Source organism: Thermococcus sp. 21S9 (assembly GCF_012027635.1).
Classification (GTDB): Archaea; Methanobacteriota_B; Thermococci; order Thermococcales; family Thermococcaceae; genus Thermococcus.
The window spans coordinates 74,258-94,960 of the sequence record NZ_SNUS01000001.1; the positions used below are offsets into that span (position 1 = coordinate 74,258).

Here is a 20,703-nt window from a genome sequence, read left to right on the forward strand (position 1 = left end):
AATCTTTTTAAAGGGCCTTTCGAGCTTTCACTGGTGATGCTCATGAGGTGCCTCAAGGTCGCGTTCGGAATGGAGGATGATGAACACCTTATTGATGCCCACTACGGAGATTCAGAGTTCTTCGCAATCTATGAGGTTTGCGAAGACGGAAGCGTGAGGCTCATCGAGAAGAGGCCGAACAAAGCTAAAGATTTTGAAGAGGAGCACGACGAAGGCCACGGCGACCCGAGGAAGTTTAAAGCAGTGGTGAGCCAGCTCCTCGATGTTGACGTCTTAGCTGCCTTCAGAATGGGGCCGAACTTCCTGAGGATTCGCGACAAGACCAACAAGGTTGCATTTTTCACGAGGACGAGGGATTTGAAGCTCGCCCTGCAGAGGCTCATTGAGAACTTCAACGACCTCTGGGAGCAGGTGCAGGCGAAGAAGGCCGAAAAGCCACCCATCGAGGAGTGAACCATGCGCTTCTGGGGCATAGAGCCCAAAGTGGCGCTTTTCACTTTTCCCTACGCGCTCCTCGCCCTCTACCTGAACTCCGCCCTCGGACTCCGAACTCCGAGATTCCTGGAAGTCGGAGCGATTTTCGTCATCGTCGGAGTTGCACTGTGGCTCATCTGCTACCTCCAGGTTTCAAAAGCTTACAGGGAAGGAAAACTGCTGACGGACGGCTGTTACTCCCGCGTCAGGCACCCGATATACTCAATCTGGGGCCTCCTGATAATTTCCGGCTTCTCCCTTGTCGTCGGGGGCTTCATGCTCGGCCTGCCCCTGGTTTACTGGCTCGCCGTGGTGAAGTTTATAGGCGAGGAAGAGAAGGCTTTGGAGGAGCGGTTCGGCGATGGGTGGCGGGAATATGCAGAGAGAACGCCCCGGTTCCTACCGAGGCTTTGAGCTCCTGCCGGTTCACCTCTACGTTCTGGTCCACCTCAGGAAGGCCGGTGTTGACTACGCCAAGATGATGGCGAAGGTGAGCGGTCTACCCCTTGCGCTCATCGAAGATGCGATAAACGACCTCCTCGAGCTTCGCTTGATTGAACGCGACTCAGGGAGCGCGATAAAGAGGAGCAGGGCGCGCTTCAAGAAGGCCTTCGAGGTTCACAAGCACCACACCTACTACCGCCTCTCCCGCGAGGGCGAGCTCTTCGTCCGCTCGATTGACGAAAGGTGGCTTAAGCGGTATTTCAACGGCCTCTTTCCCGATGGCTGGAAGGTTGCTAATGCCCTTGCAGAAAGCAGGGACGTGAGGGAAGCGGGTGGAAGAGTTCAAATCAGCGAAGAAACCATCGAGGAACTCAAAATCCTGCGCTTCGTTACGGAAAAGGGCAGAAAAACGGAGTTCTTCAAGAGGCTGTGGGAGTTCCTCCAATAAAAGGGAACAGACATCAGGAGCGGGTAACGTTCGCAACGGTGACGTTCTGAATCGCAGTGGTGAGGACTTCGTAGGCGTCCCTGAGAGTGAAATAAGCGTTCCTGACGAGTATCATGACGCGATAGCTTCCAAGGCTCGCAAGGATATTGCCCCCTGCAGAAATCTGGGTAGCCTTCTGCATAAGCACGGTCGCGTTGTTGTAGAGAGCCAGTGCCTCAGAGAGCGTGGCGTTGTCCACTCCAAGCTCAACAGCCTTCTGGTAGGTGGCGTTGAACTCAGGAAGGAGGGCGTTGTAGTTCCTGTAGTAGAAGTACGTCAGCATCATTATTGTCGTTGGGGAAACCCCGCTCGTCGTCGTCAATGAAACCGCACCGGCCTGTGGTACTGCCATTCCGAGGAGGAGCACTCCGAGTATTGCAAGGGCTACCTTTCTCATGGTCTCACCCCAAAATGTATACATTCACCCGAAAATATAAATCTAACGGGCACGGTTCAGGCAAATAATGAACAGCGGAGTTCCCAACGGCACAGGACCATGAGGGCATCAACGCACTCACGGCACTGGAATCACGTACTTTTGGTTCCCCTTTTCAAAGCCCCTGAAGGAACCGAGCTTGAGGCCGAGGAGTGCCTTTTCAATATCGACCACCTTCATCGAGGCCAGATGGGTAACGCGCGTTCCGCTGAGGAACTCCGGCAAAAGCTGTCCCGTCGGTCCTGTCAGGACGAAGAGTTCCGCATTCTCAGCCCTGTCGATGAGCATGTCCACCGTCCCGTTTACGAGACAGCTCGCGCTCGCTATCACAATGTCCATCTCCGGGAGCAGATGGTACTCGAGGGTGTCGCTAAGCGTCTCCCTGTCCCACAGCTTGGGGTTTCTCTCGAAGACGTAGAGTGCATAACCCCTCTCACGGAGTTCACGGGCGAGAGGGGGCATGTTGCCGATTAGCGCAACTTTCCCGGCCTTCTCAGGCAGGAGCTCCAGAACGTCAACGTTGGTGGCGTCGCTTAGGTCTATGTAGTACTGCGAAACCGCGTTTATCGTCGCGAGTCCGAGGGTTCTTTCAATGACGTTCAAACTGTCGGCCTTTTCGATGAAAGCCTCAAGCGACGGTTCACTTATCGAGTTCGTGTAGCGCTGGACCTCCTCGGGAAGGGTCATCGCTACTCCAAGGGCCTTTCCGTTTTCTCCTCCAACGAGAACCCACGTGTATGGCAGAGCGAAGCCGAAATCAACCAGCTCAAGCCCATCAACGAGCTTCAACGCCTCCCGCTTAATCCTCCTCAACAGCATGCAACCACCTAACCCATTCATATGGCCCGGCCTTATTAACCAATCCGTTAGGGGAACCGAAAAGTTTATAAGTTTGTGCATATGCACAAAATAACAGGACGAAGGAGGTGGTGTGAATGAAGATTGCGATACCTACCAACGGAGGAGGACTGAACGATACCGTTGCTCCCGTCTTCGCGAGGGCACCCGCGTTCCTTATAGTTGACATTGACGAGAACGGAAACGTCGTGAACGAGAAGGTCATTCAGAACCCTGCAATGAACGCTACCGGCGGTGCGGGACCGCTCGCTGTTCAGACCCTCATCAACGAGGGTGTTGAGGCGATAGTTGCACCTCAGGTCGGCCCGAACGCCCTTGGAGCCATCCAGGCCGCGGGCATAAGGCTCTACCAGGTTGCCCCGGGAACCCCGGTCGAGGAGGCCATCAGGGCCGTAACCAGCGGAAGCGCCCCGAGTGCGAGCACTACAGTTCCAGCGCCGGCCTACGGACCGTATCCGGTCGCGCCCGCGACTCCGGCGACCCCGACCGCTCCAGCGTACCCGGCCTACCCGCCCTACGGCTACGGCTTCGGCCCGGGAAGGGGCTGGGGAAGAGGCTGGGGACGCGGTAGAGGCTTCGGACGCGGTTTCGGAAGGGGTAGAGGAAGAGGCTGGGGCGCGAGGCTCGGCTACTGCCCCTGGACCGGACAGCCAAGCAGAAGGGCCCTCCGCTGGCTCTACGGCTGGTGGTGAGCCCTTTCTTTCTTAACCCTTTGGAGGCCAGACGATGCCACGCGGTATGGGCAGGGGCTACGGGAGGAGAGGCAACGGCGGAGCATTTTACCCGTTTGGGGGCTTCTACGGAATCCTTGACCTTCTAATCCTGCTCGGAATACTCTACTTCCTGTTCAAGCTCTTCATAGTAGCTCTCCCGTACGCCCTCGGACTCGTCGTGTTGTTGCTCCTCCGCTCGTTCCTGAGGGGAAATCGCTTCTGGTTCTACGGGCCTTTTTGAGCCTATGCAAAATTTTTTAAATTCGGGTTACCTAAATCAATCGGAGGTGATGTGAATGAGGATTATCGTGTCCACGATAAACGGCGGACTCGACGACCGCGTTAACCAGGCCTTTGGAAGGACCCCAACCTTCACGATTGTTGATATCGAGAACGGGGAGATAGTCAACGTCCAGGTCGTCCCGAACCCAGGCTATTCCCAGCCGAGGGGAGCAGGAGTTACCGCGGCGCAGTTCGCCATTGACCAGGGAGCTGATGCAGTAATAGCGGGCCAGTTCGGTCCGAACTCCTACGGTGTCCTCCAGGCCGCTGGCATAAGGATGTACTCAGCTCCCCCGACCATGACCGTCAGAGAGGCCGTTGAGGCGCTCCTCCGCGGTGAACTCCAGCCCGGAATCCAGGGAGGAGCAGGAATGGGTCCGGGCGGTGGCATGGGTAGGGGCATGGGTCGCGGTGGAGGAATGGGAAGAGGTCGCGGTATGGGTCGCGGACGTGGCGGAGGCTGGTACTGAACCCTTTTATATCCCTTTCTCTTATGTATTCCGTGATTGCTTATGGCGATTGTCAGACTCTGGCACGGGAAGGTCCCGATTGAGAAGGCCGATGAGTACGAGAAGTTTCTCATCGAGAGGGCGGTTCCGGACTACGGCTCCGTTGAGGGTCTTTTGAAACTCTACTTCACGAGAAAAGATGAAGGAGACGTTGCCCACTTTCTCCTCATAACGGTCTGGGACTCGATGAAGGCCATAAAGCGCTTCGCCGGCGAAAACCCCGAGCGGGCAAAGTATTACCCCGAAGACGACGAATTCTTTCTTGAAAAAGAAAAATACGTCCAGCACTACCGGGTTTTCTACGAGAAATAATCGACACAACCCTTTTCTATTCTTTCACCCTATGTTGATGTGGTGGCGATGAAAAAGATTCAGCTCCTCGCCGGGATTCTTGCCCCCATAGTGGCCCTCACAGGCATAGGAACGGCAATTCTCATAAACCGCTCGTGGTGGAGGCTCACCGACAACGCGATAAGCGACCTCGGAAGGCTCGGCTTACCCCACAACTGGGTCCTCAACGTCTCGCTCATTGTCTCTGCAGTCCTGGCGATTTACTACGTTATTGGACTCATCGGAGAAGTCGAAAACACCATAGAAAAGCTTGGGATTGGAGTTTTCATCGTTGGGCTGACCTTCCTCGCATTAATCGGCCTCTTCCCCGAAGGAACAAGTCCCCACTACTACGTCAGCTGGGGCTTTTTCATCTTTGCGAGTCTCGGTTTCCTGATTACAGGTATTGGAATGGGTCTCTCAGGAGAGAAGGGGCTGGCGGTCTTCAGCATGGCCCTCTTTGCAGTCGGCTGGGCGCTGGCCCTCTGGGCGAAGAGCCACTTCTCAGGAATAGCTCCTGCGGAGTTCGTCGGCGTCTTCGGAGTGATTGCGTGGCACTACACGATAATATGGAAAAAGTTCAGAGGGGCTCCTCGTCCCAGAGGCTGAGGTTGTTTCCCCTCTCTTTTCTCACCAGCGGTTCTCCCAGGAGTTCCTGCACATACAGCTCTGCGACGAAAACCTCCCCCTTCATCAGATGACCGCCGAAGACGTCGCCGTTGGCGTTGCCCAGCGTGACGTGAAGGTGCGCGAAGGGCTTTCCATCTTTAAGGCTAACGTTACCGAGCAGGGTTAGCATCTCAAACGTCCCGAGGAGCTCAATCCTCTTGTAGTTCTTAATCTCCTCTGAGTAATAGCCCACAACAGGATTCCTGAGCGAACCTATGCCCTTGACAATCGCCGTCTTTATCCCCTTCTCCTCTGCGAATCTGTTAACGAACTCAAGGAGGTCCTCTCCCTCGGGAACCCTAAGCAGGAAAATTCGCCCCGGCTTGAACTCCATGCTCTCACCTCAAAACTAATAAGACCGCCACGCTTTAACGCTTTGGGTGATTCGATGAAAACCAAGGAAGCACTTCTCGCAATCCTGCCGGAGCTTGAGGAGCTGAAGGCGGTTGACTTCAGCCAGTACGCGCCACCTTATCCAAACTTACTCACAGCTTTCCTCGAGAGTGGAGAGAAAGGCCTTCCCGCCTTTCAGCGGTTTGCGGAAAGAGCCGTCGGCAAGGAAGCCGTTGGTCAGGTGCTCCTCTCACTCCTCCAGTACCTGCTCATACGCTACCGCCGTTTCAACGAGTACGCCGTTGTTAAACCTGCGGTAAAGGTGTTCCTGACGCTCAAGGGCTGGCTCAACGAGAACGGCTTCAGGGAAGACTGGAACAGGGTTCTCAGCTCGTTCATAGGCTACCTCGTGAGTATGGTGCCCATGATAGTAGAGCACGAAGATAAGGAAACCGCTCTGGCGTATGCAAAGCTTATCGAAGACCTCGCAAGGGAAGCTTCCGAAAAGTTCAACGACGAGTACTACGATGAGCTTCTTGAGCGGGCCGTGGAGCTGAGGAAAAAGGTTGAGGAAAGCTAACGCTCGAGGAGTACCTGCGCGTAGCTCCTCGGGTCCTCCCAGACTTTAACGAGGATTCGCTTCACGTTCTCCCCGGCCTTCTCCGCTATTCTCTCCGCGAACCACTCGGCTATGTACTCGGCGGTGACGTTGGGCTTGTCGAGGATTACCACCTCGTCCTCGGGCAGTTCGAGCCTCTTGCCGTTCTTCTCGACCACGACTCTACTGTCCTCCCTCTCGAGGACCCAATCCTCGCTGACGAGAATCCTGTGGTCGAGCCTTTTTATGAGGTTGCTGAGGTGGTTAAAGTCGAAAATCATGCCGTTCTCGTTCAGCTCGCCCCATATCTCCACGTCCACGTTGTAGGTGTGTCCGTGAATCCTGAGGCACTTGCTGTCGTAGGGCAATGCGAGGAAATGCGAGCTGTCGAAATCCTTATGCCAGCCAATTTTTCTCTCCACGAGCCTGAACATGCTCCCACCGATTGGGCTTCCCCGTTAAGGTTATAACTCTAACTGGACAAACCTGAGGGGAGGAGGCCGGAGAATGCCAATGAGAGGACCTGGATGGGGACGCGGTAGGGGAAGAAGACGGAAGATGAGGATGATTGGGTTCATTCCCCAGGTTAGGCACTTCTATCCTGCGTTGCCCCCGGTCAGCCAGCCGAAACCGCCGATTTTCATGACATATGAGGAGTTCGAAGCCCTCAGGCTGGTGGATTACGAGGGGCTAACTCAGGAGGAGGCAGGAAAGAGAATGGGCGTCTCCCGTGGCACCGTCTGGAGGGCGCTAAACTCCGCCCGAAAGAAGGTTGCCCAGATGCTCGTTGAGGGAAGGGAGCTCATAATTCTGCCCCAAGGGAACGAAGTGCCCAAGGGTATGGAAGAGGACCTCTGAGGCGTTATTTTCCGAAATCTTTTCTAACCTCAAAATTTATTAGGATATCCTAATTCTCATGTCCTGCCAAATTTTTTCAGAGTGTCTTTACTTTATATAAGCTATATAAAATTATTGAATTTAATAGTACTATATTAAAATTTTAAATAAGATTTTAAGTATTAATTATAAAGTAAAAGTTTAACTGATATTAATAAAAATTAGTTAAATAACAAAAAGAAAAATTAAGATACGCAAAAAATTGTAAATTTTCTCCAAAGTTTACCATAGTTTAGCATAAACAAAAATACATATGCGAAAGAGAGATACAAAGAACTCAGCAGATGACAGATAAAAGGGTATGAGAGTCGATTAATCCAAAGAGACATACTATCACACGAGCGGTAGATGCGAAAAATGAACATACACCACGCGGGTTTGTAGCAAACTTAGAATAAAACAGGCACAAGTTTAACATGTGTAACTACAAGGAAAAAGGAATGTGTTTTCGTTTATTCTCAGTAGTGAAAACATTAGCACCTTTAGAGCTTCTGGGAATCTATCTACAGAATCCATTCATTTAGAAGGTACTGGCTCCACTGCACAAGCCAGAAACTGCAAAACATTATATCACCACTACATTTATTCAGCACACCACTGGCAAAGAAGACCCACCACAAAGTAGTGCGCATATAAGTGGCATAACAGGATATCCCTTAATGTCTACCAAAGAGGTCCTCGTTTGGTGGCCGATGGGCTAATATCTATCGTTCCGAGGCCTACCCCCATAATGTAACTATTGGAACTGCCATTTGGATTTGAATTGATGGGTACTCCCATAATAATGAACATGTCTGCCCATAAGTTTGGGATATAATGTATCTTATATCCAAAATTTATGCACACACAAATACATTAAGAGAAGGGAATATCTGAAGAAAACTTCCACAACACGCGTACCCCCACTATAGAGCGCCGGGAGATATACTTGTAGTATTTATAACCACAGTGAATTGTAAGCAAAAAAATAGTGCTGGATGCTGGGGCTTCCATGGCAAATTTTGCTCTGTGGATAACACCATGAAGACAGATACATCTCAAGTGTGCTGGAGAATCCAGTTATTACTATTAAAAACAGTATATTTTCTGGAAAATTTAACATTAGTTATTATAATTTAAACACTAATTAAAAACATGATATTAAGCTTAAATTCTTAGTTATTAATAACTTTAATATTATGTTAAGATATTAATTTAAATCGAAAGAGAATAAAAAGACTAAATTAAGAAGTAAATTCACACCCAAAAATCCAGAGAGTTAGTGGTAAGGTAAAAGAAAAATTAAAGGGAATGCTCACGGACGTAGCGAAGCACGTTGTCAACTATCTGGGGAGCAATCCCAATGTAGTTCTCAGGCTTCAGCGAGGCCAAATCCTCATCGGTTAGATACTCCCTAACTTCCCCACTCTCCTTCACGACCTCAAGGAAGTCCCTTCCTTCCTCAAAAGCCTTCATGGCCAATTGCCTGACGAGCTCGTGCGCCTCCTGTCTGCCCATGCCTTTCTCGGCGAGCTTGAGCATCAGCGGTTCGGCCATGATGAGGTTCTTCGTCAGGTAGAGGTTGCGCTCGATGTTCTTGGGGAAGAACTCAAGGCCCTTGAGAACGCGGATTGTGACGCGGAGCATCTCGTCGAGGAGAACGAAGCTCTCGGGCAGAATAACGCGCTCGACGGAGGAATTCGTAAGGTCTCTCTCGTGCCACAGCGGGTTGTTGAGAAGCGCGGGGATAACGTTTGAGTAGAGAACCCTCGCCAGACCGCAGACCTTCTCTGTCCTTATGGGGTTCCTCTTGTGGGGCATCGTCGAAGAACCAACCTGCTTCTTTCCAAAGGGCTCGCTGACCTCAAGGATTTCCGTCCTCTGGAGGTTCCTAATCTCAAGGCCTATTTTGTCAAGAGTAGAAGCAACCAGGGCCAGAAACATCATCAGCTCGGCGTATAAGTCCCTCGGAACGAGCTGGTTGGTTATCAGCGCGGGCTTAAGGTCAAGGTCCTCCATGACGAGCCTCTCAATCTCAAGGGCCCTCTCCCCAAATGAAGCGGCGGTTCCAACGGCACCGCGCATCTTGCCAACGAGAACGCGCTTCTTGAGCTCCCCAAGCCTCTCAAGGTGTCTCTGAACCTCGTCGAGCCAGAGGGCGAACTTCATGCCGTAGGTCGTTGGAACCGCGTGCTGTCCGTGGGTTCTGCCGATACAGACGGTGTACTTGTGCTCCTCGGCGAGCTTTGCCAGAACGTCGCGGAGCTCCCTAAGGTAGCGCTCGATGAGCTCGAGGCTCTCCTTTATGAGGAGCGCGTTGGCGGTGTCGATTATGTCGTTGGAGGTCGCGCCGAGATGGACGTACTTCCCGTGCTCCCCGCAGACCTCGCTCAAGGCCTTGACGACGGCCATTATATCGTGGTGTATCTCCGCTTCTATCTCCTTGACGCGCTCAAGTTTCACCCACTCCGTGCTGGCCCTCTCGGAAATCACGCGGGCGCTTTCCTCGGGAATGTTGCCGAGCTTCGCGTGGGCCCTCGCCAGAGCGGCCTCAACGTCGAGAAGCTTTTGAAGCTTGTTCTCCTCGTCCCAGATGCGCCTCATTTCCTCGCTCCCGTAGCGGTAGTCTATGGGGTGAACAGCCATTTCAATCACCATTCTCGTGATTATTTTGGATGTTAAAACGTTTTCTTTTGACAACCATACGTCAATATCAGCCGGGCAAATGAGCGTTTTTGAGATGCGCTCGCAACTTAAAAAGCTCTTCCCACAGATAGAACCGAAAAGTATTTAACCCTATGCCCGCGATAGCCTAACGACAAAACTTCCGGAGGTGCCAGAAATGGCTGAGGAGCACGTCGTCTACATCGGAAAGAAGCCGGTTATGAACTACGTCCTCGCCGTGATAACCCAGTTCAACGAGGGTGCTAAGGAGGTCAGCATCAAGGCTCGCGGTAGGGCTATCAGCAGGGCCGTTGACGTCGCCGAGATTGTCAGGAACAGGTTCCTCCCCGAGGTCAGGGTCAAGGAAATCAAGATAGGCACTGAGGAGCTCCCGACTGCCGACGGCAGGACCGCCAACACCTCGACCATCGAGATTATCCTCGAAAAGCCGTGAATTTGACCCCTTTCCTTTTCCTTCGGGTTTCTTCGGCAAAGTTTAATAGTCCCAGGGTGCACTTCTTCTGGTGGGCCCGTTGGAGTACGAGACCATAGACGTTACCGATGAGCGGGTTCGAGAACTCGCCCAGGTTCTCGCCAGCGAGAGGTCGATGGCCATTCTGAGGCTTCTCCGCGAGCGTGAGCTCTCGATGAGCGAGATTGCGAAGGAGCTCGACATGCCCATATCAACGGTCTCCTACCATCTCGATAAACTTCTCCGAGTGGGCCTCGTTGAGGTGGCCGGGAAAAAGTACGGCAAAAGGTTGCAGGAGGTAAAGCTCTACCGGGCATCGAGCCGGCCGATTCTTCTGCTCCCACGCCCAACCGAGCGGAGAACGTCACCGTTGGACAAACTGCGCGTCATAACCCTTTCAGTTGCAACGGGGCTTTCCGCACTCGTTTACTGGGTGGCGGGCAGGTACTACGAAAACTCAGGCTCAACAGCATCACAGACGGAAACGATACGTGTGTTGTCCGCGGAGACGGGCAAACAGGCCGGGTCATCGGGGAGTTACATTCCCGTACTCCTCGCGATAATGACGTTTGTCATCGTAATTTCCGCAGGGTGGTTTCTTAAGAAACGTTTTTAAGAAACTCAAATCAACCCCAACTCGTGGGGTGAGATTCCAATGATGACCGTGGGACAGGTAGTCAAGAGAAAAGCAGTGATTGTGAAGCCCGACGACACCATAGAGAGGGTTGCAAGGATACTATCAAGACACAAGGTTGGGAGCGCCGTTGTCGTGGACGACGATGAGATAGTTGGGGTCATCACCGACCGCGACATCCTCGACAAGGTAGTTGCGAAGGGACGCGACCCGAAGACCGTCAGGGTTCGCGAAGTCATGACGAGGAACCCGATAACGATTGAGGACGACTACGACATAAGCGATGCAATAGACAAGATGATGGAGAAAGGTATAAGGAGGCTCCTCGTAACGCGCCTTGGAAAGCCCCTCGGTTTCGTCACCGCGGCCGACCTGCTCGCCGCGCTCAACAGCATGAACAGCGAGGAGGAAGAGGAAACCGTTGAGGAGACCGAGGTTTATGGAATCTGCGAGCTCTGCGGTCAGTACGGCCCGCTCTACAAGGTCTACATAGAGGGCCAGGAAAGGTGGATTTGCGAGAGCTGTAAGGACAGCCTCAACCTTTAGCCCCTCAGCTCTCTCATTATCTCATCCAATATTATTCCGAACTCCCTGTTCCTGTTCTTAACGCTTAGAACGTGGGTCTTTCCGAGGGGCCTGAACTTGTCAATCATCCTCCTGTGGACGACCGCCAGAAGGGGTTTGTCCGAGTTCAGCACCTCGCCAATAGCTTTTACGAACTCGTCGCTCTTGTACTCCATCGGGCCGATTTCGTCTATTACAACCAAATCCGCCTCAATTAGGGCCCGCCTTATCGCCGAAACTCCGACCCGCTCAAGCTCGTCAACGTGAACGACGTACTTCCCGAAGGGAACCCCGGGCAAGTGAGACGTTCCGCGCAGGCTCGCGAGCGTTCCTTCCTCACCGGTGTCGAGGGCGATTATTTTGAAGCCTATTCTCCTTCCGTTTCGCCTGACTTCCTTCGTTATCATGCCCCCAACGATGTAGCCCCATCTCTCAACTTCCCTTGCGACCCTCTCTACGAGCGTCGTCTTCCCAACCCCTGCCGGGCCGGTCACGAAAACCCTGACCATTTTTCATCACCGAAGGAGCTTTAAGTTCCTCCCTTAAACCCTTTGGGGTGGTCGCGGTGGAGATAAGGTATAAGCCTGAAGAACTCACGAGGCTCCCGAGGAGCGTTCGCTACGAGACCGGAAAGGTCATCATGATTGACCAGACGCTTTTGCCGAGGGAGTTCAAGACCATCGAGCTGAGAACTGTTGATGAGGTCGCCGAGGCAATCATCACGATGAAGGTCCGCGGTGCCCCGGCCATTGGAGCGGCTGCTGCTTTTGGTCTGGCCCTCTACGCGGACACGAGTAAAGCGAAGACCAAAGACGAGTTCATGGACGGCTTTTACAGGGCCTACGACAGGCTGAGGAACACGCGCCCCACAGCTGTAAACCTCTTCTGGGCGCTCAACAGGATTAAGAAGCTCGTCGAGGAGAACGCCGAGAGCCCGCTGGAGGAAATCAGGAAGCTCATAGTTGCGGAAGCGCAGAGGATAGCGGACGAGGACGTTGAGGCGAACCTCAGGATGGGCCACTACGGGGCGGAGGCCTTACCCGAGGGCAACGTTTTAACGCACTGCAACGCCGGAAGCTTGGCAACGGTCCAGCTCGGAACCGTTGGAGCCGTTCTGCGCGTGATGAACAAGGACGGAACGCTGAAGCTCCTCTGGGTGGACGAGACGAGGCCAGTCCTTCAGGGAGCTCGCTTGAGCGCGTGGGAGTACAACTACGACGGCATTCCGCTCAAGCTGATAACCGACAACATGGCCGGCTTCGTGATGCAGCAGGGAAAGGTTGACGCGATAATAGTCGGCGCCGACAGGATAGTGGCCAACGGCGACTTCGCCAACAAGATAGGCACCTACACCCTGGCGGTTCTCGCGAAGGAGCACGGGATACCTTTCTTCACGGTTGCACCGCTCTCGACGATTGACATGAGCCTGAAGAGCGGGAAGGAGATACCGATTGAGGAGCGGAAGCCGGAGGAAGTTCTGACCTGCGGCGGCTGCAGAATCGCCCCCGATGTGGACGTCTACAATCCGGCCTTCGACGTCACACCGCACAGGTACCTCACAGGAATAATAACCGACAGGGGCGTCGTCTACCCGCCGTTTGAGAGGAACCTGAAGAAGTTGTTCAAGGGGCAGGAATGAGTTATTTCTTTCCCTTTATCTTCCCAAGCAACTCCCTAATCCTCCCCAGAACAGACCTTTTCCCCTCGACCACCTCTTCTACAAAAACACCCTCTATCTCGCCGAGGCGCTCCTCGAAGGCCGGCAGGAGAAGGCCAACCAGCTCGATGGGTTCGAGACAGGGGCAGTCAACGGAGTAGTCGAGCGGTTCTCCGTCAGGAAACTCCGCCCTGAGCGTTAGACCCCCTTTCGCCTTCTTGACCTCAAAGCGGACGATGCCTTTCTTTCCGACAACCTTTCCCCTGACAAACATCGGGGGTAGTGCAGACGAGGAATTTAAAGGCCTTTTTTGAACGGAGGGTTGAAAACCTTGGGAGAGTGAAGCGTTTAAAGGTTTGAGTCTATTTCAAACCGGTGGTGGCGATGTTCTGGCTCAAGACGAGAATCATCGAGGGCAAAGGTTCCCTTGAGAAGCTCAGGAAAGAGGTGAGCGGGCATGAGAGGGTTCTTATCCTGGCCAGCAACTCGATGAAAAAGCACGGCTTCCTGAGCGAGGCTGAGGATTACGTTAGGGAAGCGGGAGCGGAGGTTCTGTCCATAGCCGGCCTCCCGGCGGAGCCAAGCGTGGAGACGATAGAAGAGTTCCTGCCGAAGGTGAGGGAGTTTAAGCCGGACCTGCTGATAGCGCTCGGCGGTGGAAGCGTGATAGACACGACGAAAGCGCTGAAGGTCTTCTACGATGCTCCAGAGCTGAACTTCGAGGAGATAGCCTTCATAGACCGCTTTTCAAAGCCCAAACCTGTCCCAAAGCTGAAGACGAAGCTCATAGCGATTCCCTCAACGAGCGGTGCAGGAAGCGAGGTCTCCGGAGCGAGCGTTCTGAAGAAGGGCGGAATCAAGTACAACATCGTTACGCCGGAGATAGCGCCCGAGGTTGCGATACTTGACCCTCGCCTGCCGATGACGATGCCGAGGGAAGTGGCGCGAAACTCCGGGTTGGATGTGCTCGTCCACGGAATAGAGGCTTACACAACCAAAGTCGCCAACGACTTCAGCGACGCGATGGCGATTAGGGCAATAAAGACCGTCTTCGGCTACCTTGAGAAGAGCCTTGAAGGCGACGAGGAAGCGCGCGAAAAGATGCACTACGCTTCGACGATAGCTGGGATAGCCTTCCTCAACGCGCGCCTCGGCCTCTGCCACGCGATGAGCCACAAGGCCGCTTGGCTCGGTCCGCACGGACTTCTCAATGCTATATTCCTGCCCTACGTCATGGAGTTCAATGCCGAGAGAAGCGACTACGCGAGGAGGCGCTACGACGAGATAGCGAGGGAACTTGGACTTAGAGACTGGAGGGCGCTGGTTGATGCCGTTAGAGAGCTCAACGAGCGGACGGGCGTTCCAAAGCTGAGCGAGCTCGTCGATGAAGAAACATTCATGGCGAGGCTCGACGAGATGGCCGAGAAGGCCTACCGGGACGGCCTCTTGGCCTTCAATCCGGTCGAGGCAAAGCCCGAGGAGATAAGAGAGCTGTATTTAACGGTCTTCAGGGGAGAGTAAAAGGGGAAGAAAAGCTGGGTTTCAGCCAACCTCTACTTCCTTTTCTCCCCCGTTCTCGGTTCCGCGAATCTTTCCGCCCTTCATGACCTCGACGATGGCCAGGCTTAGTATCGCCAGAAAGAGGTAGATTCCGGCGGAGGTTCCAAAGAGCACCTCGTAGGCCTTCGTCGTAGGTATCTTTATCTTGACCCACGAAGGGGCACCGGGCGGATGGAAGAGGGTGTAGTAGGTGCTCATGACGGTTCCTGCGATAGCTGGCCCCCACGTCGAGCCGAAGTTCCTGAAGAGGCTGTTGGCACCGGTCGCGACGCCCATGACCCTCTGCGGGACGCTGAAGACGAGAACGTTGATGAAGGAGATGTTCATCAGCGTTATTCCCGCGCCAACGTAGGTTATCATCGCCACGAAAGCCCAGAGGTGGTTCGGCGGGAATTCGGGGGCGTACTTCGCCAGAATGGCGAGGCCCGAGCTCGCGATGAGCGCTCCTGTTATCGCGAGGGGCTTGGCGCCGATTTTGGGCATCAGCTTACCTGCCAGGGGAGCTATTACGAGCATGACGCCCGCCATTGGAGTCATTAGCAGACCGCTCTCGAGTATGCTCTTGCCGAAGCCGTACGGTGGCTTCATCTGGAAGATGTAGGTGTTCGCCTGGCTCATCATCGAGATTCCAAAGGCCGCGAACATGATTCCGAGGTTCACTATGGCAGGATTGCGAGATGCCACGATGTCGAGGGGAATTATCGGGTTCTCCGCGCGTTTTTCCCAGAGGACGAGCAGGACCGCGCCGACTATCGAGACAGCGAAGAGGACGAGGGTTTCCCTTGCGGTCCAGCCGACGTTCGGGGCGCGCGTTACCGCGACGAGTGCCGGAACGACGGCCCAGACGAGGAGCAACGCTCCCTGCCAGTCGAGCTTTCCAGGGTTGATGTAGCGACTCTCACGGAGTATCTTCCACGCGAGGATGAACATCAGAACCGCGAAGGGAGCGGCGGTGTGGTAGGTCCAGCGCCAGCCCCAGTGCTGGGTAACGTAAGCTCCGAGCGGTAGCGCGATAACCATACCGACGCCGAACATCGCGCTTATCATTCCCTGAACCTGCGGGACCATCTCGGGCGGGAACTCCTCACGGACGAGGCTGAAGGCGAGCGGGAATATGGCCATTCCAAAGCCCTGGATTGCCCTGCTGAAGAGCAACCAGCGGAAACTTGGCGCAAAGCCGTTGAGTATGACGCCGAGGGTGTAGAAGCCGAGGGCAACGAGGAACATCTTCTTCTTGCCGTACATATCGCCGAGCTTTCCGAAGAGCGCGACGCTGACCGTTCCGACGAGGAGATAAATCGTGAGAACCCAGCTGACGTCGTTGGGGTTTATCGCGAACTCTTTCTGAATCGTTGGCAACGCTGGAGTTAGCATCGCCTCAGTGTACATGACGAGGAGCGGAAGGAGAACCACGACGAGCGTGGCCTTCTTCGCATAGCTGAGGTCGTACGTTTCACCGTTCCTCGTGACGTTCATATCTCTTCACCGATATGTCGAACGATATATCGTCTTATAAAGTTAGCGGTAGGGGTTATAAAGCATCACCGACAATAAGTGTCTGGTGGGAGTAGTGTCAGAAGTCATCTCCGGAGTCTATAGAAAGGGGGGGCTAATCCTCCTCGACGACAAAAAACCACGAGAGGGCGAAACAGTAACAGTAAAGATACTCACGAGAAAAGAGCTAGTAAAAAAGCTGGCGGGGATTCTTGGGGAAGGAAAAAGCACAGAGGTAGAGAAATACCTGGAGGAGCTCCACGATGAGGGTGCTCCTTGACACCAACGTTCTCTACAACTACCTGTACCGGACGGAGTTGACACCAAAGGCAGAGGCTATTCTCTCGGAGGAGTGTCAGTTCTACATCAGCAACCTGATTCTTAACGAGCTAACTTATGCAGTTATTCGAAAAACCGCGGAGTTAAAGTTCGGGGCTCGCTCCTACCATAAGGTCAAAGAGATACTGAAGAAGGAGGGTTACAAACCATTTGAAGAGCCTCTTAAGAGGATGGAGCTTGTTTTAGAGGCCCTAGGCATCGAGAGAATTCCCGATTCAACCGATTGGGAGGCTATTAAGTCCCTGATGTTCAAGTATTCATTGTTACCAAACGACGGCACAATTCTCGCAACAGCTCTTGAAAGGAGAATGGACGCAATTGCCACATTCGACGGGGACTACAGTAAAGTTCAAGAACTAAAGGTTCTCCCTTGAATCATGCACCCACTCCTCAGAAAGGCCATCAGGGAGCGCTTTGGGAAGCTCAACCGGCTCCAGCAGGACTCATTCAGGGAGGTTAGCTCGGGGAAGAGCGTTCTAATCATTGCCCCAACCGGCTCGGGGAAGACGGAAGCCGCTGTTCTGCCGGTTTTCAACAAAATCCTTGAGGAAGGACTAAAACCCATCTCAGCTCTCTACATAGCCCCGCTCAAGGCCCTCAACAGGGATTTGCTCGAGAGGCTCGAATGGTGGGGGAGGAAGCTCGGAATAACCGTCGAGGTCAGGCACGGTGATACGTCAGCCTACAGGAAGGCGAAGCAGACTAAGAACCCGCCTCAAATGTTAATCATCACCCCCGAAACCCTCGGCGTGATTTTGACGGTCAAATCACTTCGAAAACATCTTGAAAACGTGAAGTTCGTCATCGTTGACGAGATAGCCGAGCTCGTAGATAATAAGCGCGGTTCTCAGCTCCTTCTGAACCTTGAGAGACTCGCCGAGATTGCCGAGTTCAAGCGGATAGGCATGACGGCGACGGTTGGCAACGAGGAAGAGGTGAGGGACTGGCTCAGGGCCGAGGCGATAGTAAAGCCGAACTGGAGGAAAGCCTACCGCTTCCACGTGCTCTACCCGAAGCCGAAAGAGGAAGACATGAAGCTTGCTGAGAAGCTGAGCGTCTCGTCGGAGATAGCGTCGAGGCTTAGGACGCTGTGGGAAATCGTTGAGAGGCACGGAAAGGCCCTCATCTTTACCAACACCCGCCAGTTCGCCGAGGTCCTCGCGCACCGCCTCAAGGCCTGGGGGAAGCCCGTCGAGGTTCACCACGGCTCGCTCTCGAAGGAGGCGCGCGTTAGGGCTGAGAAGGCCCTCAAGGAGGGGAAAATCAGGGCCCTAATCTGCACCTCCTCAATGGAGCTCGGCATAGACATCGGCGACGTTGACGTTGTAATACAGTATATGAGTCCGAGGCAGGTCAACAGGCTGGTTCAGCGCGTCGGCAGGGCGAAGCACAGGATTGGAGAAGTGAGCGAAGGTTACGTAATAGCCACGAACGTCGAGGACTACCTCCAGAGCCTCGTCATAGCGAAGAGGGCCTTAGAGGGGCGCTTCGAGGCGGTCGAGCCGATAGGCGGGCTGGACGTTCTGGCTCACTTCGTTGTCGGTCTGCTGATTGAATACAAGAAGCTCCCCCGTGAGAGACCCTACGAGATAGCGAAAAGGGCTTACGTTTACCGCGATTTGAGCTGGAGCGATTACCTCGACGTTCTCCGCGTTTTAGAAGACGCTCGCCTTGTCGGCTACGATGAGGAGAGCAACCTCCTCTACCTCAGGCGAGGAGCGTTCCAGTACTACTACGAGAACCTCTCAACTATTCCGGACGAGGTCTCGTGGCGCGTTTTTGACGCCAAAAGCGGGCACGTCATAGGAAGACTTGACGAGAGCTTCGTTATGGACCTTGAGGAGGGCATGGAGTTCGTCATGAACGGGCGGAGCTGGATAGTGCTCAAGATAGACGACGAGGCAAGGCTTTTGAAGGTTCGCGAGAGCAAGAGCCTCGAGAGCGCGATACCGAGCTGGGAGGGTGAGATGATTCCGGTTCCGTTCGGGGTTGCCTTCGACGTCGGCAGGCTGAGGAGGGAGTTAGCCTTCGACTTCAGAAAGGCGTTGAACCTTCTGGAGGGCGTCGAGTTCAGTGAAGAGGAACTCAGGAGGGCCTTCGAGGAAATCAGGGACGAGCCGTTTCCAACGGATAGAGATATTATCGTCGAGAGCACGCCGAAGGCAACCATAATCCACGCCGATTTCGGAAGCAGGGCGAACGAAGCGATAGGGAGGATAGTTCACTCGCTTCTAATCCTCCGCTACGGCCGGGTCTTCTCGGTAAGGAGCCAGGGGCACGCGATAGTCTTCAAGACCCCGTTCCAGCTCAATCCGGAGGAGGTCAAGCGCTACCTCTACCAGGAACCCGAGAGCGTCGAGTTCATAGTTTCCCGCGCTCTAAGGGACTCCCACGCCTACCGCTGGAGAATGCTGAACGTGGCCAAGCGGTTCGGTGCCTTGAGGCGGGATGCAAAGATACGGAGAATCGAGAGGCTCTTCGAGGGGACGGTGATTGAGAAGGAAACGCTCAACGAGCTCTACCACGACAAGGTTGACGTCAGGAAGGCCGAGCTAATAATGGAGTTGCTCAAGGCCGGTTCGCTGAGGGTGAAGACTGTCCTGAGGAAGGAGCCTTCAACCCTGGCGAGGCTCAACATGACGGTGAGCGGGGAGTTCCTGCTGTCGGGCGTTCTGGAGAGGGACGAGCTGATTGAGCTGTTCAGGAAGAGGTTGCTTGAGCACGAAGTTGTTTTAGTCTGCACCAACTGCGGGTGGCACTCGAAGACGAAGGTAGCGAGACTTCAAAACATCAAGCTGAGGCAGTGCCCTCGCTGTGGCTCGAAGATGTTAGCGGTGGCGCACCCGATTGACGCCGAGGAGTTTCTCGCGGTGCTTGAGAAAGTGAGGTACGGAAAACTGCTGGAGAAAAAGGAGGAGAGAGCCTATAGGAAGCTGTTAAAGGCGTCTGATTTGGTCGATACCTACGGCTTCGAGGCTGTCTTAGCGCTGGCGAGCTACGGAACTGGACCGGATACCGCCTCACGGTTGCTCGCGCAGTACAAAGGGGACGCACTAATCCTCGCGCTCATGGAAAGGGAAAGGCAGTTCATAAGGACGAGGCGATTCTGGGTCGATAGGAAAGAGAAGGAAAAGACTGAAGGGAACTGACACACTGTTGTGAGGGCTCACTCCTTCGGCTCGTTCCCGCCGTAAATCTCGTTGAGGGCCTTCAAAAACTCGCTGGCGGTAACCACGTCCCTGACGTCTATGCGCTCGAACCTGGTGTGAGAGATGTCGAGGTTGCCGGGGCCGAAGACTATCGTCCTCGTTCCGTTGTACATGAAGTTTATCGCGTCCGTCCAGCTCCTCATCCCGCCGAACTCGTCGAGGCCCGTCCTGTCCATCGCCTTTTTGGCCAGCTGGACTATCTCCTCGTCTGGCTCAAGTCTGTAGCCGTCCCATATCTCGGTGTACTCGTAGCTCTTGGTGTACTCGTCGAGTATCGGGTCCATTAAATCCAGAACGTCCTCAACCTCCTGCTCAGGCAGGAGCCTCGCCTCGAGCCTTCCCTTGCACAGGGCCGGGATTAAGTAGACCGGATTCTCGCAGACGAGCTCCTGAACCCCTATGTGCGGGTCGAAGAACTCGCCCTTGGCCTTGAAGGGTTCGAGCTTCTTGAGTTCTTCCAGCATTTTGTAGGTTTCCTCTATGGCATTTACACCGCTCTCGGGGCAGGCACCGTGAGCCTCTTTGCCGTCCACCTCAAAGTAGGCCTCGATGTTGCCTGCGTGGGCGATGTGAACCTCAAGGTCAGTCGGCTCAAGGACAACGGCCATCTTGGGTCTATACCTCTCCATGAAGAGCGCGCTTCCGCGACCGCCGAGCTCCTCGTCGCTGACGAAGACGATACCGACGTTGAGGTCTTTGCCCTCTTTCCTAAGCTCCTCGAGCATGAGAAGAATCGCGGCGGCTCCGCCCTTGATGTCGCTCGCTCCTGTGCCGTAGATTATGTTGCCCCTGACGAAGGGCTCTGCGCGAATCGGTATGGTATCGACGTGGACTTCGTAGAAGAGCTCCGCCTCGGGGTTCACGACGAGGTCTATTATCTCGCCATCGCTCTCTATCTTGACGTCGTAGTCGAGCCTGTGCAGGAACTCCATGATGTGGAGCATGAGCCTGTCTTCCTGGCCCGAAGGCGAGGGTATCTTCAAAAGCTGGAGGAGTATCTCCTTCGCTCTCTCGGTCTTCATTTGGTTCACCTAATGGGTTTTGGATTGGGAGCTTATAAAACCCTCACCCCCTCATACCAATACCTTATAAACCACCGCC

27 protein-coding genes are annotated in these 20,703 nt (G+C 54.1%); 18 read left to right on the forward strand and 9 right to left on the reverse strand.

The window, feature by feature from the left end; all coding sequences use genetic code 11:
• Window positions 1-42: 42 nt before the first annotated feature.
• From E3E28_RS00435 to E3E28_RS00445, 3 genes are read left to right on the forward strand one after another with little or no spacing between them, the layout of a single operon-like run.
• The gene (locus E3E28_RS00435; RefSeq protein ID WP_167915047.1) at window positions 43-453 is read left to right on the forward strand and encodes a NifB/NifX family molybdenum-iron cluster-binding protein; all 411 of its coding nucleotides are present in this window, start codon (window positions 43-45) and stop codon (window positions 451-453) included.
• 3 nt (window positions 454-456) lie between these two features.
• Window positions 457-888: an isoprenylcysteine carboxylmethyltransferase family protein gene (locus tag E3E28_RS00440; RefSeq protein WP_167913604.1), complete on the forward strand. Its 432-nt coding sequence runs from the start codon at window positions 457-459 to the stop codon at window positions 886-888.
• The gene (locus tag E3E28_RS00445; RefSeq protein ID WP_342764458.1) at window positions 851-1,366 is read left to right on the forward strand and encodes a DUF2250 domain-containing protein; all 516 of its coding nucleotides are present in this window, start codon (window positions 851-853) and stop codon (window positions 1,364-1,366) included. The genes E3E28_RS00440 and E3E28_RS00445 overlap by 38 nt, the downstream gene beginning before the upstream one ends.
• 13 nt (window positions 1,367-1,379) lie before the next feature.
• Here the strand turns inward: E3E28_RS00445 and E3E28_RS00450 are convergent, their stop codons facing one another.
• Window positions 1,380-1,802, reverse strand: coding sequence for a hypothetical protein (locus E3E28_RS00450; RefSeq protein ID WP_167913606.1), 423 nt, complete (start codon window positions 1,800-1,802; stop codon window positions 1,380-1,382).
• Window positions 1,803-1,919: 117 nt separating this feature from the next.
• The gene (locus E3E28_RS00455) at window positions 1,920-2,660 is read right to left on the reverse strand and encodes a DUF364 domain-containing protein (RefSeq protein WP_167913607.1); all 741 of its coding nucleotides are present in this window, start codon (window positions 2,658-2,660) and stop codon (window positions 1,920-1,922) included.
• Between the two features lie 116 nt (window positions 2,661-2,776).
• On the opposite strand from E3E28_RS00455, the gene E3E28_RS00460 reads away from it, so the two are divergent.
• From E3E28_RS00460 to E3E28_RS00480, 5 genes are read left to right on the forward strand one after another with little or no spacing between them, the layout of a single operon-like run.
• A complete protein-coding gene (locus tag E3E28_RS00460) occupies window positions 2,777-3,391 on the forward strand; it encodes a NifB/NifX family molybdenum-iron cluster-binding protein (protein WP_167913608.1) in 615 nt (204 codons plus the stop codon).
• A 34-nt stretch (window positions 3,392-3,425) separates the two neighbouring features.
• Window positions 3,426-3,653 (forward strand): hypothetical protein, encoded by a 228-nt coding sequence (locus tag E3E28_RS00465; RefSeq protein WP_167913609.1) that lies wholly within the window; start codon window positions 3,426-3,428, stop codon window positions 3,651-3,653.
• 55 nt (window positions 3,654-3,708) lie between these two features.
• Window positions 3,709-4,164: a NifB/NifX family molybdenum-iron cluster-binding protein gene (locus tag E3E28_RS00470; RefSeq protein WP_167913610.1), complete on the forward strand. Its 456-nt coding sequence runs from the start codon at window positions 3,709-3,711 to the stop codon at window positions 4,162-4,164.
• A 42-nt stretch (window positions 4,165-4,206) separates the two neighbouring features.
• Window positions 4,207-4,515 (forward strand): antibiotic biosynthesis monooxygenase, encoded by a 309-nt coding sequence (locus tag E3E28_RS00475; RefSeq protein ID WP_167915048.1) that lies wholly within the window; start codon window positions 4,207-4,209, stop codon window positions 4,513-4,515.
• Between the two features lie 48 nt (window positions 4,516-4,563).
• A complete protein-coding gene (locus E3E28_RS00480; protein ID WP_167915049.1) occupies window positions 4,564-5,142 on the forward strand; it encodes a DUF998 domain-containing protein in 579 nt (192 codons plus the stop codon).
• Here E3E28_RS00480 and E3E28_RS00485 read toward each other — a convergent pair.
• Window positions 5,114-5,536, reverse strand: coding sequence for a PPC domain-containing DNA-binding protein (locus E3E28_RS00485; protein ID WP_167913611.1), 423 nt, complete (start codon window positions 5,534-5,536; stop codon window positions 5,114-5,116). The genes E3E28_RS00480 and E3E28_RS00485 overlap by 29 nt on opposite strands.
• 54 nt (window positions 5,537-5,590) lie before the next feature.
• On the opposite strand from E3E28_RS00485, the gene E3E28_RS00490 reads away from it, so the two are divergent.
• On the forward strand, window positions 5,591-6,115 hold the full coding sequence (locus E3E28_RS00490) for a hypothetical protein (protein WP_167913612.1): 525 nt from the start codon (window positions 5,591-5,593) through the stop codon (window positions 6,113-6,115).
• On the opposite strand, the gene E3E28_RS00495 is transcribed toward E3E28_RS00490, so the two are convergent.
• Window positions 6,112-6,567, reverse strand: a complete 456-nt coding sequence (locus tag E3E28_RS00495) for a 6-carboxytetrahydropterin synthase (RefSeq protein ID WP_167913613.1) — start codon at window positions 6,565-6,567, stop codon at window positions 6,112-6,114. The two genes, E3E28_RS00490 and E3E28_RS00495, sit on opposite strands and share 4 nt — an antisense overlap.
• Window positions 6,568-6,640: 73 nt before the next feature.
• On the opposite strand from E3E28_RS00495, the gene E3E28_RS00500 reads away from it, so the two are divergent.
• A complete protein-coding gene (locus E3E28_RS00500; RefSeq protein WP_167913614.1) occupies window positions 6,641-6,991 on the forward strand; it encodes a DUF134 domain-containing protein in 351 nt (116 codons plus the stop codon).
• Window positions 6,992-8,311: 1,320 nt separating this feature from the next.
• Here the strand turns inward: E3E28_RS00500 and purB are convergent.
• Window positions 8,312-9,655: an adenylosuccinate lyase gene (gene purB / locus E3E28_RS00505; RefSeq protein WP_167915050.1), complete on the reverse strand. Its 1,344-nt coding sequence runs from the start codon at window positions 9,653-9,655 to the stop codon at window positions 8,312-8,314.
• Window positions 9,656-9,851: 196 nt separating this feature from the next.
• Between purB and albA the strand changes: the two genes are divergently transcribed.
• The 3 genes from albA to E3E28_RS00520 all read left to right on the forward strand — a co-directional run bounded on the left by albA (window position 9,852) and on the right by E3E28_RS00520 (window position 11,325).
• Window positions 9,852-10,127, forward strand: coding sequence for a DNA-binding protein Alba (gene albA / locus E3E28_RS00510; RefSeq protein ID WP_013467275.1), 276 nt, complete (start codon window positions 9,852-9,854; stop codon window positions 10,125-10,127).
• Between the two features lie 70 nt (window positions 10,128-10,197).
• Window positions 10,198-10,761, forward strand: coding sequence for a helix-turn-helix domain-containing protein (locus tag E3E28_RS00515; protein WP_342764459.1), 564 nt, complete (start codon window positions 10,198-10,200; stop codon window positions 10,759-10,761).
• Window positions 10,762-10,800: 39 nt separating this feature from the next.
• Window positions 10,801-11,325 carry a cyclic nucleotide-binding/CBS domain-containing protein gene (locus E3E28_RS00520; protein ID WP_167913615.1) on the forward strand — a complete coding sequence of 175 codons (525 nt, stop codon included), beginning with the start codon at window positions 10,801-10,803 and terminating at the stop codon, window positions 11,323-11,325.
• On the opposite strand, the gene E3E28_RS00525 is transcribed toward E3E28_RS00520, so the two are convergent.
• The gene (locus tag E3E28_RS00525) at window positions 11,322-11,852 is read right to left on the reverse strand and encodes an NTPase (protein WP_167913616.1); all 531 of its coding nucleotides are present in this window, start codon (window positions 11,850-11,852) and stop codon (window positions 11,322-11,324) included. The genes E3E28_RS00520 and E3E28_RS00525 overlap by 4 nt on opposite strands.
• A 56-nt stretch (window positions 11,853-11,908) precedes the next feature.
• On the opposite strand from E3E28_RS00525, the gene mtnA reads away from it, so the two are divergent.
• Complete coding sequence (gene mtnA, locus E3E28_RS00530) at window positions 11,909-12,982, forward strand: S-methyl-5-thioribose-1-phosphate isomerase (RefSeq protein WP_167913617.1); 1,074 nt, start codon at window positions 11,909-11,911, stop codon at window positions 12,980-12,982.
• A 1-nt stretch (window position 12,983) separates the two neighbouring features.
• On the opposite strand, the gene E3E28_RS00535 is transcribed toward mtnA, so the two are convergent.
• A complete protein-coding gene (locus tag E3E28_RS00535) occupies window positions 12,984-13,274 on the reverse strand; it encodes a hypothetical protein (RefSeq protein WP_167913618.1) in 291 nt (96 codons plus the stop codon).
• A 110-nt stretch (window positions 13,275-13,384) separates the two neighbouring features.
• Between E3E28_RS00535 and E3E28_RS00540 the strand changes: the two genes are divergently transcribed.
• Window positions 13,385-14,521 (forward strand): iron-containing alcohol dehydrogenase, encoded by a 1,137-nt coding sequence (locus E3E28_RS00540; protein WP_167915052.1) that lies wholly within the window; start codon window positions 13,385-13,387, stop codon window positions 14,519-14,521.
• Window positions 14,522-14,542: 21 nt separating this feature from the next.
• Here E3E28_RS00540 and E3E28_RS00545 read toward each other — a convergent pair whose 3' ends face one another.
• On the reverse strand, window positions 14,543-16,036 hold the full coding sequence (locus tag E3E28_RS00545) for an MFS transporter (RefSeq protein ID WP_167913619.1): 1,494 nt from the start codon (window positions 16,034-16,036) through the stop codon (window positions 14,543-14,545).
• Between the two features lie 85 nt (window positions 16,037-16,121).
• Here E3E28_RS00545 and E3E28_RS00550 point away from each other — a divergent pair, with 85 nt between their 5' ends.
• The 3 genes from E3E28_RS00550 to E3E28_RS00560 are packed head-to-tail and all read left to right on the forward strand — an operon-like array spanning window position 16,122 to window position 19,542.
• Window positions 16,122-16,334, forward strand: coding sequence for an antitoxin family protein (locus tag E3E28_RS00550; RefSeq protein ID WP_342764460.1), 213 nt, complete (start codon window positions 16,122-16,124; stop codon window positions 16,332-16,334).
• Window positions 16,318-16,767, forward strand: coding sequence for a PIN domain-containing protein (locus E3E28_RS00555; RefSeq protein WP_167913620.1), 450 nt, complete (start codon window positions 16,318-16,320; stop codon window positions 16,765-16,767). The genes E3E28_RS00550 and E3E28_RS00555 overlap by 17 nt, the downstream gene beginning before the upstream one ends.
• Before the next feature lie 3 nt (window positions 16,768-16,770).
• The gene (locus E3E28_RS00560; RefSeq protein WP_167913621.1) at window positions 16,771-19,542 is read left to right on the forward strand and encodes a DEAD/DEAH box helicase; all 2,772 of its coding nucleotides are present in this window, start codon (window positions 16,771-16,773) and stop codon (window positions 19,540-19,542) included.
• A gap of 17 nt (window positions 19,543-19,559) precedes the next feature.
• Here the strand turns inward: E3E28_RS00560 and E3E28_RS00565 are convergent, their stop codons facing one another.
• Entirely contained in the window at window positions 19,560-20,624 is a 1,065-nt protein-coding gene (locus E3E28_RS00565) for a M20/M25/M40 family metallo-hydrolase (RefSeq protein WP_167915054.1), read from the reverse strand.
• Window positions 20,625-20,703 lie beyond the last annotated feature (79 nt).

What these genes read in the sequence shown, in the direction of transcription:
- E3E28_RS00435 (WP_167915047.1), top strand. Translation starts at nt 43, where the DNA reads ATGAGGTGCCTCAAGGTCGCGTTCGGAATGGAGGATGATGAACACCTT.
- E3E28_RS00440 (WP_167913604.1), top strand. Translation starts at nt 457, where the DNA reads ATGCGCTTCTGGGGCATAGAGCCCAAAGTGGCGCTTTTCACTTTTCCC.
- E3E28_RS00445 (WP_342764458.1), top strand. Translation starts at nt 851, where the DNA reads ATGCAGAGAGAACGCCCCGGTTCCTACCGAGGCTTTGAGCTCCTGCCG.
- E3E28_RS00450 (WP_167913606.1), bottom strand. Translation starts at nt 1,802, where the DNA reads ATGAGAAAGGTAGCCCTTGCAATACTCGGAGTGCTCCTCCTCGGAATG.
- E3E28_RS00455 (WP_167913607.1), bottom strand. Translation starts at nt 2,660, where the DNA reads ATGCTGTTGAGGAGGATTAAGCGGGAGGCGTTGAAGCTCGTTGATGGG.
- E3E28_RS00460 (WP_167913608.1), top strand. Translation starts at nt 2,777, where the DNA reads ATGAAGATTGCGATACCTACCAACGGAGGAGGACTGAACGATACCGTT.
- E3E28_RS00465 (WP_167913609.1), top strand. Translation starts at nt 3,426, where the DNA reads ATGCCACGCGGTATGGGCAGGGGCTACGGGAGGAGAGGCAACGGCGGA.
- E3E28_RS00470 (WP_167913610.1), top strand. Translation starts at nt 3,709, where the DNA reads ATGAGGATTATCGTGTCCACGATAAACGGCGGACTCGACGACCGCGTT.
- E3E28_RS00475 (WP_167915048.1), top strand. Translation starts at nt 4,207, where the DNA reads ATGGCGATTGTCAGACTCTGGCACGGGAAGGTCCCGATTGAGAAGGCC.
- E3E28_RS00480 (WP_167915049.1), top strand. Translation starts at nt 4,564, where the DNA reads ATGAAAAAGATTCAGCTCCTCGCCGGGATTCTTGCCCCCATAGTGGCC.
- E3E28_RS00485 (WP_167913611.1), bottom strand. Translation starts at nt 5,536, where the DNA reads ATGGAGTTCAAGCCGGGGCGAATTTTCCTGCTTAGGGTTCCCGAGGGA.
- E3E28_RS00490 (WP_167913612.1), top strand. Translation starts at nt 5,591, where the DNA reads ATGAAAACCAAGGAAGCACTTCTCGCAATCCTGCCGGAGCTTGAGGAG.
- E3E28_RS00495 (WP_167913613.1), bottom strand. Translation starts at nt 6,567, where the DNA reads ATGTTCAGGCTCGTGGAGAGAAAAATTGGCTGGCATAAGGATTTCGAC.
- E3E28_RS00500 (WP_167913614.1), top strand. Translation starts at nt 6,641, where the DNA reads ATGCCAATGAGAGGACCTGGATGGGGACGCGGTAGGGGAAGAAGACGG.
- purB (WP_167915050.1), bottom strand. Translation starts at nt 9,655, where the DNA reads ATGGCTGTTCACCCCATAGACTACCGCTACGGGAGCGAGGAAATGAGG.
- albA (WP_013467275.1), top strand. Translation starts at nt 9,852, where the DNA reads ATGGCTGAGGAGCACGTCGTCTACATCGGAAAGAAGCCGGTTATGAAC.
- E3E28_RS00520 (WP_167913615.1), top strand. Translation starts at nt 10,801, where the DNA reads ATGATGACCGTGGGACAGGTAGTCAAGAGAAAAGCAGTGATTGTGAAG.
- E3E28_RS00525 (WP_167913616.1), bottom strand. Translation starts at nt 11,852, where the DNA reads ATGGTCAGGGTTTTCGTGACCGGCCCGGCAGGGGTTGGGAAGACGACG.
- E3E28_RS00535 (WP_167913618.1), bottom strand. Translation starts at nt 13,274, where the DNA reads ATGTTTGTCAGGGGAAAGGTTGTCGGAAAGAAAGGCATCGTCCGCTTT.
- E3E28_RS00540 (WP_167915052.1), top strand. Translation starts at nt 13,385, where the DNA reads ATGTTCTGGCTCAAGACGAGAATCATCGAGGGCAAAGGTTCCCTTGAG.
- E3E28_RS00545 (WP_167913619.1), bottom strand. Translation starts at nt 16,036, where the DNA reads ATGAACGTCACGAGGAACGGTGAAACGTACGACCTCAGCTATGCGAAG.
- E3E28_RS00555 (WP_167913620.1), top strand. Translation starts at nt 16,318, where the DNA reads ATGAGGGTGCTCCTTGACACCAACGTTCTCTACAACTACCTGTACCGG.
- E3E28_RS00560 (WP_167913621.1), top strand. Translation starts at nt 16,771, where the DNA reads ATGCACCCACTCCTCAGAAAGGCCATCAGGGAGCGCTTTGGGAAGCTC.
- E3E28_RS00565 (WP_167915054.1), bottom strand. Translation starts at nt 20,624, where the DNA reads ATGAAGACCGAGAGAGCGAAGGAGATACTCCTCCAGCTTTTGAAGATA.